The sequence below is a fragment of the Bacteroides timonensis genome (genome assembly GCF_000513195.1).
GTDB lineage: Bacteria > Bacteroidota > Bacteroidia > Bacteroidales > Bacteroidaceae > Bacteroides > Bacteroides timonensis.
Window position 1 is genome coordinate 35,491 of the sequence record NZ_CBVI010000102.1, and the last position, 16,156, is coordinate 51,646.

12 protein-coding genes are annotated in these 16,156 nt (G+C 43.7%); 8 read left to right on the forward strand and 4 right to left on the reverse strand.

All coding sequences use genetic code 11. The features are described from left to right. Positions 1 to 5: 5 nt before the first annotated feature. The 4 genes from BN161_RS19160 to BN161_RS28175 all read left to right on the forward strand — a co-directional run bounded on the left by BN161_RS19160 (position 6) and on the right by BN161_RS28175 (position 2,263). On the forward strand, positions 6 to 500 hold the full coding sequence (locus tag BN161_RS19160; protein ID WP_044269398.1) for a hypothetical protein: 495 nt from the start codon (positions 6 to 8) through the stop codon (positions 498 to 500). Positions 501 to 602: 102 nt separating this feature from the next. Next, positions 603 to 863: a hypothetical protein gene (locus BN161_RS19165; RefSeq protein WP_044269399.1), complete on the forward strand. Its 261-nt coding sequence runs from the start codon at positions 603 to 605 to the stop codon at positions 861 to 863. Between the two features lie 87 nt (positions 864 to 950). Beyond that, positions 951 to 1,706: a hypothetical protein gene (locus tag BN161_RS19170; protein ID WP_044269401.1), complete on the forward strand. Its 756-nt coding sequence runs from the start codon at positions 951 to 953 to the stop codon at positions 1,704 to 1,706. A 29-nt stretch (positions 1,707 to 1,735) separates the two neighbouring features. Further along, positions 1,736 to 2,263 carry a hypothetical protein gene (locus BN161_RS28175; protein WP_052356336.1) on the forward strand — a complete coding sequence of 176 codons (528 nt, stop codon included), beginning with the start codon at positions 1,736 to 1,738 and terminating at the stop codon, positions 2,261 to 2,263. A gap of 218 nt (positions 2,264 to 2,481) precedes the next feature. Here the strand turns inward: BN161_RS28175 and prfB are convergent, their stop codons facing one another. Next, complete coding sequence (gene prfB / locus BN161_RS19180) at positions 2,482 to 3,597, reverse strand: peptide chain release factor 2 (RefSeq protein ID WP_044269403.1); 1,116 nt, start codon at positions 3,595 to 3,597, stop codon at positions 2,482 to 2,484. A 103-nt stretch (positions 3,598 to 3,700) separates the two neighbouring features. On the opposite strand from prfB, the gene BN161_RS19185 reads away from it, so the two are divergent. The 4 genes from BN161_RS19185 (at position 3,701) to BN161_RS19200 (ending at position 11,188) form a co-directional block, all read left to right on the forward strand. Continuing rightward, the gene (locus BN161_RS19185; RefSeq protein WP_044269416.1) at positions 3,701 to 6,619 is read left to right on the forward strand and encodes a M16 family metallopeptidase; all 2,919 of its coding nucleotides are present in this window, start codon (positions 3,701 to 3,703) and stop codon (positions 6,617 to 6,619) included. Between the two features lie 189 nt (positions 6,620 to 6,808). After that, a complete protein-coding gene (locus tag BN161_RS19190; RefSeq protein ID WP_044269405.1) occupies positions 6,809 to 8,284 on the forward strand; it encodes a glycoside hydrolase family 28 protein in 1,476 nt (491 codons plus the stop codon). Positions 8,285 to 8,324: 40 nt separating this feature from the next. Continuing rightward, positions 8,325 to 10,796, forward strand: coding sequence for a glycoside hydrolase family 95 protein (locus tag BN161_RS19195; RefSeq protein WP_044269407.1), 2,472 nt, complete (start codon positions 8,325 to 8,327; stop codon positions 10,794 to 10,796). A gap of 110 nt (positions 10,797 to 10,906) precedes the next feature. Then, positions 10,907 to 11,188 (forward strand): hypothetical protein, encoded by a 282-nt coding sequence (locus BN161_RS19200; RefSeq protein ID WP_044269408.1) that lies wholly within the window; start codon positions 10,907 to 10,909, stop codon positions 11,186 to 11,188. Between the two features lie 74 nt (positions 11,189 to 11,262). Here the strand turns inward: BN161_RS19200 and xyl3A are convergent, their stop codons facing one another. From xyl3A to BN161_RS29935, 3 genes are all read right to left on the reverse strand, one after another. Further along, positions 11,263 to 13,851, reverse strand: coding sequence for a xylan 1,4-beta-xylosidase (xyl3A, locus tag BN161_RS19205; RefSeq protein WP_044269409.1), 2,589 nt, complete (start codon positions 13,849 to 13,851; stop codon positions 11,263 to 11,265). 87 nt (positions 13,852 to 13,938) lie between these two features. Continuing rightward, the gene (locus tag BN161_RS19210; protein ID WP_044269418.1) at positions 13,939 to 15,747 is read right to left on the reverse strand and encodes an AMP-dependent synthetase/ligase; all 1,809 of its coding nucleotides are present in this window, start codon (positions 15,745 to 15,747) and stop codon (positions 13,939 to 13,941) included. 242 nt (positions 15,748 to 15,989) lie between these two features. After that, complete coding sequence (locus tag BN161_RS29935) at positions 15,990 to 16,145, reverse strand: hypothetical protein (protein WP_167332556.1); 156 nt, start codon at positions 16,143 to 16,145, stop codon at positions 15,990 to 15,992. Positions 16,146 to 16,156 lie beyond the last annotated feature (11 nt).

The following is a 16,156-nucleotide window of genomic DNA, read 5'->3' on the forward strand; positions in this document are numbered from 1 at the left end:
ATAGCATGATGAGAATAGAGAACAAACAAATAGAAGTAGTGGATTTAGATTTTCTTAAAAGAGAACCTAATGCAATCATTGATACCCGGAACTATGACTTGTATTCAAGTTTGTCGATTAAACAATCCATTATTGATACGCTCGACCTATCAGCCTTTCACTTTTATTCAGAAGTAATCATTCATGATTGCGTCATTCGGGAGGTCAAGCTTTCCTACTGTTGGTTCATAGATGGACTAGAGTTTATGAATAATATAATCACGCAAGGAACAACATTCGAAGCCGGAGGACATAACAAAAAAAAATATATAATGAAAGAGAATATATTCCACGGCTTTCTGAATTTCTTCGACTGCCAATTCGAGGATACGATTCATTTCTCTAACAACATACTATTGGAAGGATGCAACCTGTTAGGGAATAAAGGGGAGGGATATGAAACCATATTTGATAATGGAATTATTCAGGATGGAAATATAGGAAGGCTCGATTTGGAATAATGAACATCCTACAATGTATATCAAGCAAATCCTACAACGTGAGAGAATCATAACCGTACACGGTACTCATACAAAAGATGTAAAAAAATTAGGAGGTAACAAATGATTAAAGAAGTGACATTATCTAAAAAAGAGTATGACTATCTTATACATTCTCTTTTAAAAGGACATGAGAATTTAATAAATAAAATCAAATTCTTCAATTCAACAGATTCTATAAAACTCTATTTAGATGAAGATACAGCATATGAAATCCGTGAATTGGCAAGTGATGAAGTCGCATTGCATTTTGATGAGAATTATGAGCCAACAGAAGAAGGATGGATATTAGAACATTTTATTGACAAGTTTTACTTTGAATAAATTTCCGCCGCAGCGGATGTTCTTCATTCGCTGCGACGGATGGACGGAGAATAACATAAAACAAGGTTCCAATTTTAAGAACCCAATATGGAAAAGACAATTGATAAAAATATTATATTGTTTAATATTGCACTTGAGTATGACTTTATAGACATCTCTATCATTACTTCTTGGGCTGATAACTATATTCTAAATAATGAAATAGATGTAACCGATTATTTCATTATTGAATTATCATGGGCTCATACGAAAGAACGTATCCAAGAGCTTTTAATGGATGAAATTTATAAAAGACAAATTTTGTCTCTAAAAATTTCTGGTAACTTATTTTTTTTCTATTTGAAGCAATATGATTTATCTTCCATTACGAACGTTATATTTGTGATAGACACACTATGGGGATTGACTAATGAAGTGGAATTTACTCAAAAAGAACTAACATCAATCTATTATATAGACGAGTGTCGTGACGAATATCTTGAAGGCATCATGAGTTTCAGCAAAGTCAGAGAAGCATTGCTTCTATTGTTAGAGCAGCCCAATATAGATAAAGACACGCATGATCGCCGGAAAACCGCCATGCGTAATCTTTTGGAAGAGTATTCTTGTGACAAAGTCAACACGATGGACTTTTGCAACAAAATCTATGAATGGTATGATATTGGCGACTATAAGGACGGAGCAGATCTAAATGAAAAGAAATGGCTTGATGAATTGAGCACAATAGCCGGACGATATTCTGAATTTAGCGAAGACCACAAGCCTGACCCGAAAGCTTTTACGACAGAATCAGACATAAAAGCAAAAGTCAGAGAGATACTAAAGCATATTCAACCGGAATGAGAGCAAGAATGTCAACATAAAAACAAAAAATGAAAGAAGTCGATACGAAAGGAGTAAACAACAATAATGTATATTCTATTGAAATTACCTATGGGAAGCCCAAACCCATAGATGAAGTGACCTTGCAAGATATGCAGGAAAATCCAATCTGGGTATTCGCATTAGATGAAGAAGACTCTGAGGAGATAGATGAAACCTGGCAAAAGCCAATATTAAATTACGACAGCGTAACACACGAATTAGTCGAAGCATATATCCTGATGAAAAGTACAGACGGGCAGTATGACATATCAGCAAATCTGGATATAAAAAAAGAAACGCTAGATGATGTCACTTATTGGGAGCCGGAACAGGAATGTTGGATTCCGATAGATAATATCAAGAATTACAAAGAATTGCAATTCATTGCTATTCCCAAAATCAAAAAAGAATCCGATGTTATCTTCGGATTTGATGATACGAGAAATACATTTTGTTCCATAAGAAGTCGGGGACAGTCAAAAGCCGAGAAGAGGAACCTGTTTTCTTTCTTTTCATCACTGTTTAGAAAAGAATAATTCAGAATTGTATAGCATGATAAGAATAGAAAACAAACAAAATGTTTTTTAAAGAATACGTTTTTGTGAGAAAAGTGTTCTTTGCAAAAGACGTTTCTTTAGGAAATACGTCTTTTACAAAGAACAATATAGCTTTCCCTTCACGCTATTGAAAACAAAGAATGGGCATCACTTTCATCCATCAAGTGACACCCATTCTCTTTATATGGAAATAAAATTTATTCCTCTTGTCCCGCAAATTCCATCAGATACGCTTTGATGAAGCCATCTATCTTGCCATCCATCACTCCGTTGACATCCGAAGTCTGGAAGTTGGTTCGGTGGTCTTTTACGCGGCGGTCATCAAATACATAGCTTCGTATCTGCGAACCCCATTCGATTTTCTTCTTTCCGGCTTCCACCTTGGCTTGTTCGGCCATGCGGTGCTGAAGTTCCTTATCATACAGAATGGAACGTAACTGGCGCATTGCATTCTCGCGATTCTTGGGTTGGTCGCGGGTTTCCGTATTTTCAATCAGGATTTCCTCTTCCTCGCCCGTATACGGGTCTTTGAACTGATAACGCAGACGAACTCCGGATTCCACCTTGTTCACATTCTGCCCACCGGCACCACTGGAACGGAAAGTATCCCAGGAGATATTGGCGACATTGATGTTTACCTCAATGGTATCATCAACCAGCGGAGTTACAAAAACAGAAGCAAAAGAAGTCATACGCTTGCCCTGCGCATTGTAAGGAGATACACGCACCAGGCGATGCACACCATTCTCCCCTTTCAGATAGCCATAGGCATAATCACCTGAAATCTCGATAGTACAGGTTTTGATACCGGCTTCATCCCCTTCCTGCAAGTTAGAAATGACAGCCTTGTAGCCATTGGTTTCGGCATAGCGCAAATACATACGCATCAACATGCTTGCCCAGTCCTGGCTTTCCGTGCCACCGGCACCGGAGTTGATTTTCAACACACAGTCCATCTGGTCAGCTTCATCACGAAGCATATTTTTCAGTTCAAGCTCATCAATGGCAACGGAAGCTTTGGCATAAGCTTCATCTATCTCTTCCTCGGTTACAAGTTCGTCCTTATAGAAGTCAAAGGCCAATTGCAATTCATCCGATAATGTCTTTATTTCATTATAACCGGCTATCCACTGTTGCAAACCTTTCACCTTCTTCATTTGTGCCTCAGCCGTCTTCTGGTCATCCCAAAAACCCGGAGCCTGCGTGCGCAACTGTTCTTCTTCTACCTGGATCTTCTTTCCTTCGATGTCCAGATAGCGGTAGAGTGCCTCGGTGCGCTCTTTAATGCTTTTCAGTTGTTCTATGGTAATCATAATCTATGAAAATAAACCTTCTTATTTAAAATATTTACTTTTTGAGTGCAAAGGTATGAAAAAAACGCATATTTTTGCAGTTATCAATCTAATAAGTCAGCTTATGAACAAACTATTCCGACAAATTGGTTTAACGTTTATCCTACTGGTAGCGATAAGCTTAGGTAGTTGTACGTCGAAGTACAGCTACGAAACAGTACCCAACGATCCGCTGAAAGCGCGTATCTACACTCTGGACAACGGTCTGAAAGTCTACATGACTGTAAACAAGGAAACTCCGCGCATACAAACGTACATCGCAGTACGTGTAGGTGGTAAAAACGACCCCGCAGAAACGACCGGATTGGCTCACTATTTCGAGCACCTGATGTTTAAAGGTACCACAAACTTCGGTACTCAGAACTATGAAATTGAAAAGCCTTTGCTGGACCAGATCGAAGAACAATTCGAAGTTTATCGCAAGACTACGGACAGCCTTGAACGTAAAGCCATTTATGCAAGAATTGACAGTATCTCCTACGAAGCGTCCAAATATGCCATCCCCAACGAATATGACAAACTGATGGCTGCCATCGGTGCCAACGGTACAAATGCCTACACCAGTTTCGACGTTACTTGCTACACGGAAGACATCCCCAGCAATCAGATTGACAACTGGGCAAAAATTCAGGCAGAACGTTTTGAGAATTGCGTAATCCGCGGTTTCCACACTGAGTTGGAAACGGTTTACGAAGAAAAGAACATGTCGCTGACCCGCGACCCGCGCAAAGTTTACGAAGCAGTGCTTTCTTCTCTTTTCCCACACCATCCGTATGGAACACAAACCGTACTTGGAACTCAGGAAGACCTGAAGAATCCTTCCATCACCAACATCAAAGAATATTATAAGAAATGGTATGTGCCCAACAACATGGCTATCTGCCTTTCCGGTGATTTCGATCCCGACCAGATGATTGCAACCATTGATAAATATTTTGGTGGTTTGAAACCGAATACTGATCTGCCGAAACTGGACCTGCCGAAAGAGACCCCGATTACAACACCTGTTGTACGTGAAGTTATCGGCCCGGATGCCGAAAGCGTTGCTCTTGCATGGCGCTTCCCCGGAGCAGCCGACAAAGATGTGGAAACTTTACAAGTAGTTTCCCAGATACTCTATAACGGACAAGCCGGTCTGTTCGACCTTGACCTGACACAACAGCAGAAGACGTTAAGCTCTTATTGCTATCCTATGACCATGAGCGATTACAGTGCACTGTTGATGCAGGGACGCCCCAAACAAGGACAGACTCTGGACGAAGTGAAAGACCTCATGCTGGGTGAACTGAAGAAACTCCGCGACGGCGACTTCGACGAAAAGATGCTGGAAGCCAATATCAACAACTTCAAACTGTATCAGATGCAGCAGTTGGAAAACAATGACGCACGTGCCGACATGTTCGTTGAGTCATTCGTAAACGGCAGCGACTGGGCAGACGAAGTAACCTCCCTCGACCGTATGTCAAAGCTGACCAAGAATGACATCGTAGCCTTTGCCAACAAATATCTGAAAGATGATAACTATGCCGTTATCTACAAAAGACAAGGTAAAGACCCGAATGAAAAGAAGATGCCGAAACCCGAAATCACTCCTATTGTGATGAATCGTGACACTGCCAGTACCTTCTTGAAAGAAATACAGGCAAGCGTAGTGACTCCTATCGAACCGGTATTCCTGGACTATTCCAAAGATCTTACCCAACTGAAAGCAAAATCGGATATTCCTGTACTTTACAAACAGAATACAACGAATGATATTTTCCAGTTGATTTACCTCTTTGATATGGGTAACAACAATGACAAGGCACTCGGTACCGCTGCCCAATATCTGGAATACCTCGGTACTGCCGACATGACTCCGGAAGAGGTTAAGAGCGAATTCTATCGTCTTGCGTGCTCATTCTTTGTATCTCCGGGTAGCAAACGTACTTATGTCGTACTCTCCGGCCTCAACGAAAATATGCCTGCTGCCATGGCTCTCTTCGAAAAACTGTTGGCAAATGCCCAGGTTAATAAAGAGGCTTATGCAAATATGGCTAACGATATTCTGAAATCCCGCAAGGACGCTAAGCTGAATCAGATGCAAAACTTCTCGCGCCTGGTGTCTTATGCCACTTATGGTCCGAAATCTCCGGCAACCAATCTGCTGACCGAAGCTGAGCTGACTTCTATGGATCCGCAACAGCTTGTGGACCGTATCAAACAGCTGAGCAGCTTCAAGCACCGTATTCTTTACTATGGACCAAGCAACCAGGATGACCTGCTTGCCATCATTAATAAAGAGCATCAGGCACCGGAAGCTTTGAAAGAAATTCCTGAAGGAAATAACTTTGAAGCACTATTGACGCCGGAAACGAAAATTTTCATTGCTCCGTATGATGCTAAACAAATCTATATGTCGCAAATCTCCAACAAGGGAGAGAAATTTGATCCTGCTGCTGAATCCGGTCGTCAACTGTATAACGAATATTTCGGTGGCGGCATGAATTCCATCGTATTCCAGGAAATGCGCGAAAGCCGCGGTTTGGCTTACTCGGCATGGGCCGGTATGTTGAAGCCAAGTTATCTGACAGATCCTTATACTCTCCGCACCCAGATTGCTACGCAGAATGACAAGATGATAGATGCCATCAATACATTCAATGACATCATCAACAATATGCCTGAATCAGAAGCAGCCTTCAAACTGGCTAAAGACGGCATGATTGCCCGCATGCGTACCGACCGCACCATCAAGATGGATGTTATCTGGGATTATATCAGCGCTCAATATCTGGGACAGAATGTAGACAGCCGTATCAAGCTGTACAACGATGTGCAGAACATGACGTTACAGGATGTTATCGACTACCAGAATAAATGGATCAAGGGACGCACCTATACATACTGTATCCTTGGTGACAAAAAAGAGCTGGATATAAATGCTTTGAAAAAAGTAGGTCCGGTAATTGAACTGAAACAGGAAGATATCTTCGGATATTAATATATCTGAGCAGTAAAACAGGGAAGGGTTGCATTGTCATGTAACCCTTTCTTTTTTTATAATTTCTACCGGTTCTATTTATAAATACTCTTTATTACACAAAAAGTCCACCCTCCCCGCACTGTGATTACGTACATTTGCCCCGTATTCTAATTTGTATCACATATCTAAAAGAGTATAAGACAGACCATGAAACGTTTATTCATCTTTATTATGGGAGTAATGATGGCTGTGGTAGCCACGTCCCGCACGTTCGACATGAAACAATTGGGGGCTGATGCCAAAGGCATCAAGCCATGTACGAAACTGATTAACCAGACTATTGAAAAAGCAGCTTCGGAAGGAGGTGGAACCATCTATTTTCCTGCCGGGACTTATCTGACTGCTACTATCCACATGAAAAGTAATATTACATTGCATCTGGAATCAGGTGCCATTGTGCGCTTCTCAGACAGGTTCGAGGATTATCTGCCTTTTGTAACCGCACGTTGGGAAGGAACCGTTATGCAAACCTTATCCCCACTGATTTACGCTCATTCGGCAGATAATCTGACCATTACCGGGCGCGGAACGCTGGATGGGAACGGACTGAAATGGTGGTTATGGGAATTTGAGACACGTAAGGTGATAAAGGAGAACGGTGGCAAACTACCTTCTCTGGATAAGTTACAGCAAATGTGGGTGGATGCCAATAAGGACCTGGAAATATCCGATTACTATAAGCCTTCGCTGGAACGTAAAATGTTCCGTCCGCCTTTTATTCAGTTCTACGAATGTACGAATATCCTTATTGAAAATGTGAAGATCATCAACTCTCCTTTCTGGACTGTCAATCCGGCCTTCTGTGATAACGTTACAATACATGGAGTAACCATCAATAACCCGTCAAGCAATCCTAAAGGGCCGAATACGGACGGTATCAATCCGAGTTCCTGCCGGAATGTACGTATCTCCGACTGTTTTATCAGTGTTGGAGACGATTGTATTACCATCAAGTCCGGACGTGATGCCGACGGGCGTAAATATGGGAAAGCATGCGAAAACATCACAATCACCAATTGTATCATGCTTTCCGGTCACGGTGGAGTGGTCATCGGCAGCGAAATGTCGGGCGGTGTAAAAAGGATAGCTATATCCAATTGTGTGTTTGATGGAACGAATGCCGGTATCCGGTTAAAAGCATCCCGCGGACGCGGTGGTGTAGTAGAAGATATACGGGTAGACAATATCGTAATGAAAAATATACAAGGAGATGCCTTTATTTTCGATTTATTTTATGACCGTTTATCGAAAGTGGAACCGGTAAGCGAACGTACTCCTATTTTCCGGAATATCCATTTAAGTAATGTTACGGGAAATGATATCAAGCGGATAGGCTATATAAAAGGTATTGAGGAAATGCCTATATCGGAACTGTCTTTCTCCAACATGAACATAGTAGCCGGAAAAGGATTTCAAGCAGAAACAGCCACCGATATCCGTTTTAACAACGTAAGTTTCACCGTAGAAGAAGGACCTTCACTCAACATCCGACAATGCAAGGATATATTCCTGAATGACGTGCGGACAAAGCAACCGATAGCCGGTCAGCCGGTAGTGGATTTAGAAACAATAGAAAACCTGTCAATCATTCATTGTGATTCCACACAAATTGTCAGGAAATAATAGAAGAAAAACAAATAGACCACTTAAAAAAATCTATAGTATGGCACACCGTTTCTTAAAACTCTCATTAGTCTGTATGGCAATCATAGCAAGTACAGACTTAAAAGCCCAGCAAGCGCCGGTCTTATGGTACGACAGCCCGGCTGAATATTGGGAAGAAGCTCTCCCTTTAGGTAATGGAAGACTGGGAGCAATGGTATATGGAAATCCGGTAAATGAAGAAATCCAATTGAACGAAGAAACGATTTCTGCCGGTGCTCCTTACAAGAACTACAATCCGGAAACTAAAAACTATCTATCTGAAATAAGACAGTTGATCTTTGAAGGAAAATATCCTGAAGCCCAGACATTGGCGGGTGAGAGGCTTCTCTCGAAGAATGGTTTTGGCATGCCTTATCAAACAGCAGGCAGTTTACGGTTAAGGTTTCAGAATCAGGAAGGTTATACAAACTTCCGCCGGGAGCTGGATTTGGAAAAAGCTGTCGCATCAACCACTTATACAGTGGATGGCGTCGACTACAAACGTGAAGTATTCACTTCATTTGCCGATCAATTAGTCATCATCCGGCTGACCGCTTCACAACCAGGGAAACTGACCTTCACCACTGCTCTAACATGCCCGCAAGATATCGATGTCACAACTTCCGGCAAAGACGGCATGACTATGGAGGGAGTAACTAAAGGAAATGAGTTTGTAAAAGGTGCAGTCCGCTTCCGTACAGATTTAAAGCTCAAAGTACAGGGAGGGAAAACCTCTGCAAATGATTCTACCCTGATAGTAACTCATGCAAACAGCGCCACAATCTATTTGGCGATATCCACCAATTTCATCAATTACAAAGACATATCCGGTGATCCCGTCAAACGCAACAAAGCATACTTAAAGAATGCAGGGAAGAATTACACCAAAGCACTTCAGGCTCATATAAGTGAATATCAGAAATATTATAATCGCGTATCGTTGGATTTAGGCCGTACCGCCCAGGCTGACAAGCCAACCGATATACGTGTCAAAGAGTTTGCCACAGCCAATGATCCTCACCTGATAGCCCTATACTTCCAGTTTGGACGTTATCTTCTAATCTCCAGTTCACAGCCGGGAGGGCAGCCGGCCAATCTGCAAGGCATTTGGAATCAGAAGCTAAATCCGGCATGGAAATGCCGATATACTACGAATATCAACGCCGAAATGAATTACTGGCCGGCTGAAGTAACTAATCTGCCCGAAATGCACGAACCCTTCCTGCAAATGATAAAGGAACTCTATGAGAATGGTCAGGAAGCTGCTCGCGAAATGTATGGTTGCCGTGGATGGATGTTGCATCATAACACCGATCTGTGGCGCATGAACGGGGCGGTAGACAAAGCATATTGTGGTCCCTGGCCCACTTGCAACGCTTGGTTATGCCATCATTTATGGGATCGCTATCTGTATTCGGGAGATAAAGATTTTCTGGCCCAGGCATACCCGATCATGAAAAGTGCTTCCGAATTCTTTGTCGATTTCCTTGTCAAAGACCCCAACACAGGTTATATGGTAGTCACCCCAAGTAATTCACCAGAGAATTCACCTCCACAATGGAGAACAAAAGCCAATCTCTTTGCAGGGATCACCATGGACAATCAGCTAGTATTTGATCTATTCACAAATACAGAGAGAGCCGCGCGGCTATTAGAGAAGGATGAGCTATTCTGCGATACGATCCTCTCACTCAGAAAACAATTGCCTCCTATGCAAGTAGGGCAATACGGACAATTGCAGGAGTGGTTTGAGGACTGGGATAACCCCAAAGATCATCATCGCCACATTTCTCACTTATGGGGATTCTTTCCGGGATTCCAGATATCTCCATACTCCTCACCCGTACTCTTTGAGGCTGCACGCAACACCCTAATCCAACGTGGAGATCCTTCTACCGGTTGGTCTATGGGATGGAAGGTTTGTTTCTGGGCAAGATGTCTGGATGGGAATCATGCATTCAAACTTATCACTGACCAACTCAACCTGGTCTCTCCCGAAGTGCAGAAAGGACAAGGCGGAGGAACCTATCCTAACCTTTTCGATGCACATCCTCCTTTCCAAATAGACGGTAACTTTGGTTGTACAGCCGGTATTGCCGAAATGTTAATGCAAAGCCATGATGAAGCCATACACTTACTACCAGCTTTACCAGATGTATGGAAGAATGGTGAAATAAAGGGACTTCGGGCACGCGGAGGCTTTGAAATTATTTCATTGAAATGGAAAAACGGGCAGATAGAATCTGCTGTGATCAAATCGACTCTCGGAGGCAATCTTCATCTACGCACACATCAGGAACTAGCAATGAATGGAGAACGTTTGTCTGTGACTAACGCCAACAATACAAATCCTTTCTTTACCAAACAACCCATAAGCCGACCTTTGATTAGTGAGAAAGCTCCTTTGAAGGGCGTTGAACTGAAAAAGTCCTACGTTTATGACATCATTACCCAGGCAGGAGATACCTATACTTTTACGAATGCCCGGTAACAGGTAACCGACATTTTTTGTCAAGAGCAGATTTACATAAGATTAACAGACGGGAGGCACAAACCTTCCGTTTTTGCTTTCAGAGCAGACGGTCTGTTTACCTCAAACGCATGATCCGTTTACCCGAAACACATGATTCGTTTGCCCCGGATGCATCATCCGTTTGCCTCAGGTACATCATCCGTTTTGCAGGAGTGAATAACTGGAATGCCACACTTCAACAGGTGAAATGGTTGGGCTTTAGTCTGTTGAAGTGTGGTATTCGGGTTACTAAGCTGTGGCATTCGGGAAGCAAACATGTGGCATTTCAAAAGACAAGCCATAGGGATAAAAAGAAAACGGAGAAGCAATGCTTCTCCGTTCGTGCTAATTTAAAATTGAATCTTAAATAGATTTACGGATACAAATATACGACATCAGAAAGGCGATGTCAAGTATTCGGGGATTTTTTTTCACTTTCCGACAACTATTTTATAGCAACCGTCGTACGCTGCAAATCCTCCTCTTTAGAGCTTCCTCCCACCATGATATCATAGTTACCCGGACAAACTCTTACTGTATTGGATTGATCGTCCCACCACTCCAGTTCTTTATCTTTCAGGTCGAACTCTACATTGACGGTCTTTCCTGCGGGAATGTTCACACGCTTGAAAGCACGCAGGGTTTTAATCGGTCCTTCTGCATCCCCTTGTTTTCTAAGATAAACCTGCACCACTTCTTCTCCGTTACGCTTGCCCGTATTTGTAACAGGTACAGTAAGTTTCAAAGACTGTCCGGCTGTAAGTTCATTCTTGTCAAGTACGGTTTTACCATAGCCAAAGGTGGTATAACTAAGACCGTAGCCGAATGGGAACAAAGGTATATCCTGCATATATCTGTAAGTTCTTCCGGTCATGTTATAATCCTCAAAGTCAGGCAACTGAGACACATTGCGATAGAAAGTAACCGGTAATTTCCCCGCCGGATTATAATCACCGAACAATACCTCGGCAACAGCCGTACCACCTTGCTGACCGGGATACCATGCCTGCAAGATAGCTTCGCACTTCTGAGTCTCAGGTTCCAGACCGATAGGCGATCCTGAACAGTTAACCAGAATAATCTTCTTACCTGCACGATGCAGGGCATCAATCAGTTCACGCTGAACGGCAGGTAACTCAATATCCGTACGATCTCCTTTCTTGAAACCGGGAAGATTTACTCCCATCTCCTCTCCTTCAAGGCTGGGAGATATACCGCTCGCAAAAATAACGATATCTGCATCCTTTACACGCTCAACAGATTTCCTTATATCCACATCTTTCTTAAATCCAAGATCAAAGTTCAGCTGTGCATCACTTCTCAGATACTCAAAATCAAGTTCCAGATCATACGATTTACCCGCCTGCACCTTCATCGCATGAGTAGATTTCCTTGCGCCGTGCTTGTTTGAGAAACTTTTCACTTCTTCTCCGTTCACACGAAGTCTTCCGCTCCCATAGCAATAAACCTCAAGAACGATTTCTCCTGATTGCTTAGGAGTAAATACGCTGTTATAAGTCGCGGAGAAATCCGTCAGATTCACTCCCGGAGCAAACACCGTAGCACCCGAAGTGCAGAAACGGAAAGGAGTGGTAACCTGTGCAGTGGTCACCGGTTCGCCCTCACGCTTCAGGTTATTCCAGTAACGAGCCGTGAACCCGGAACCTTTGTCGGACTTACACTGGCTGAATGCACTCTGAATCAGAGTTCTTTCCACCCATGGGCAGCCTTGCTCATAGATCAGTTTATCATCAGCACCAAGCAAATTCCGCACTCCATCAAGAATAGTGACGGTGTGAGGCGGCATTCCGTTATAATTTCCCCATTGCATAACCGAGTCATTCGCATTCGGCCCCATAACGGCTACCGTCAGTCCGCCACGTTCCAACGGCAGGAAGTTATCCTTATTCATCAACAATGTCATGGACTCGCGGGCCATATTCAATGCCAGAGAGTCGTGAGCTGCAGAAGCTACTACGGAGAAAGGTATCTTGGTCCAGGATACTTTTTCCGGTTCATCCATTTCGCCCAGTGCAAAGCGGGCCTTCATCAGCCGCTTGACAGAGGTATCCACAGTCTCCTCTGAGATTAATCCTTTTTTTACGCTCTCTATCAAAGCCTTATAACTGGAACCACACTCCAAGTCTGTCCCACTGATCACCGCCGCGGCAGAGGCCGATTCGGCATCAGGATGGGTATGATGACCACGGTCGTTGTAGAAGTCGGCTATTGCACCGCAATCAGATACGACTATACCGTCGAATCCCCATTCTCCACGCAATATCTGCATCAGCAGACGATCACTCCCACAGCAGGGATCACCTTCAAAACGGTTGTAAGCGCACATCACTTCTTCCACTTTCCCTTCTTTCACCAACGCTTCGAAAGGTGGCAGGTAAGTTTCATACAAATCACGCGGCTTTATATTCTCCGCATTGAAAGAGTGGCGATTCCACTCCGGTCCCGAATGTACGGCAAAATGCTTGGCGCAGGCATGCAGTTTGTCATACTTTCCATCAGCAGGTCCTTGCAAGCCTTTTACCACCATCACGCCCATCCGGCTTGCCAGATAAGGGTCTTCACCGTATGTCTCGATACCCCTGCCCCAGCGCGGGTCACGGTAGATATTCACTGTGGGAGTCCACATGGTCAAGCCCTGATAGCGTTCACGGCTATCCTGAGACGCGTAGTAGGTATTCTTCGCACGTGCCTCGTCCGACACGGCATTGAACACTTCATACACCATTTCCGGATTGAACGATGCCGCCATACCTATCGGCTGCGGAAAGACTGTAGCCAAACCTGCCCGGGCAACGCCATGCAGCGCCTCATTCCACCAGTTATACGGTTTAATACCCAATCGTTCCACGGGACGGGAACCATCCATCATAAGATGCGCTTTCTCTTCCAGCGTAAGTTCTTTCACCAGAAGTTCCGCCCGCTCATCGGGGGACAAAGATGTGTTTTTGTAAGACGCTTGTCCGCAAGCCGACAAGACAAAGAAAGGTACTAAATAAAGAAGTTTCTGTTTCATACTTTAAAGTTCAATTAATGGAACGTTGCAAAAGTAGGAAACAGAAACTATAATAAGGGGGAAATATCAGCTGTAAGGGTGTATTTTTTATTCTCTGTACATCTTATCTATCAATTCCTTGTAATTCTTGGCAACTACGGGCCGCTTCAGCTTCAAGGTGTTGGTCAGTTCACCACGCTCCATGCTGAAAGGCTCGGGCAAAAGAGTGAAATGCTTCACCTGTTCGTAGTGGGCGAACTGTTGTTGCAAGGTGTCTATGCGGGCACGGAACAGGCCGAGGATCTTGGGATGTTGCAGGAGTTCTTCCATATCCTTGTATTCGATGCCTTTCTCCCTGGCATAATCTTTCACGAAGCCATAGACCGGAACGATAAGGGCAGACACAAACTTGCGCTGGTCGGCAATGACGGCAATCTGGTCGATGTAGCGGTCGATGGCGAGCTTGGTTTCCAGAGCTTGCGGACTAATATATTTTCCGTTGGAAGTCTTGAAGAGGTCTTTGATGCGCTCAGTCAGATAAAGCTGGCCGCCTTTCAGATAGCCGGCATCACCGGTATGGAACCAGCCATCCTTATCAATAGCCGCGGCAGTAGCTTCCGCTTTCTTATAATAACCTTTCGTGATAGTCTTTCCACGCAGGAGAATTTCATTCTCTTCACCGATCCTCACTTCTACATCAGGCATCACGGTGCCTACGGAACCTATTTCATAACCTTGGTTAAGGAAACAGGAAACAGTAGCCATCGATTCAGTCAGACCATAGCCAACCAACATATTGATGCCTACCGAATGAACAAATTCACAGATTTCATCGGGTACGGCAGCTCCCGCAGTAGGGAAGAAGTTACCGTTCTCAATACCAATCGTCTTTTTCAGCAAAGCATAAACCGTCTTTTCGTAGAATTTATACTTCAGATGAAGCATCAACGGCGGAGTCTTGCCCTTACGCAGATAATCGATGTTATGTATCTTGCCTACCTTGATGGCATCCAGCATCATGGCTTTCTTCAAACCTGTTTCCTGAGCAATCTTCTCCTGCACACCGGCATACACTTTTTCCCAGAAACGGGGAACGCTGCACATCAATGTCGGGCGAATTTCTTTAATGGTAGTCTGGATATCTGCCGGACGAAGATTGATGCACACCTGCACGCCTTTATGGATACAGAGGTAAGTCCACGCTTTCTCGAAGACGTGTGTCATTGGAAGGAAGTTCATGGAAACATCCCGGTCGGTCATATCTACCAGACGGATATCATGGATACGGAAAGCCTCCATATAGTTAGAGTGATGCAACATTACTCCCTTCGGTTCGCCGGTTGTACCGGATGTATAAAGAATGTTCGCAAGGTCATCATCCGACGCACGGGAGGTGCGTTCTTCTACGATATCGTTGTTCGGCAAACCTTTACCGGTTTCCAGGAACTCGTCGAAATAGATGGAAGTCATGTCGCGCGGGTCGCGCACCACGGCACGGTCGAAGATGATGAGTTGCTGCAATGACTGGCAAAAACCGAACACACTGAAAGCCGCATCATACTGGAATTGCTCGCCTACGAAGATATAACGTATCTGAGCATCATTGATAATGTACTGCGCCTGTGCAGGTGAACTGGTAGCATACAGAGGTATGGTCACGGCACGGTTGGCAAATGCTCCGAAGTCCACATACAGGCATTCGGGCTTATTCTGGGAGAATATTCCTATGTTTTCTTCCTCTTGCACTCCTAATAACTCCACGAGCGCATTCGCAACTTGTCGTACGGTTTGTGAGAATTGGTTCCAAGTGATGGGTATCCATTGCGACGTTTCGTAATCCCTGTATTTCAGAGCCACCTTGTCGCCGTACTTCTCTGCCCGGCGATGAACGAGGACAGATAAATGGTGATAAGTCATATTATTCATATAATTGGTAAATACGCCGCAAAGGTAGTGGTTTCATTTGAAACTATTTATATATTTGAGAATTAAATATTAATGCGGATCAGAATGGGAAAAGAGTCTGCTTGTTTCTACACTCGAAGCCTACTTCGACGGGAAGAAAGACTTGTTCAAAGGACGAATCGGGAATTTGAAACTTATCATTATATATCCAGTTTATATGATTTACTTTATTCAGCAACCCGTTCTTCCGGATTTCAGTAATCCGGAAATTCGAGTATCAGAATCTCCGATTCGAGGAAAAACACCGGAATAGAATACCACCTGAAAGCTGCATTCGGAATGGAAAGCACCCCTTTGGGCAACGGAAGCTGACCTACGTTGGAATCTTCTTTATCATCTTCGTTATACATTATATATTATG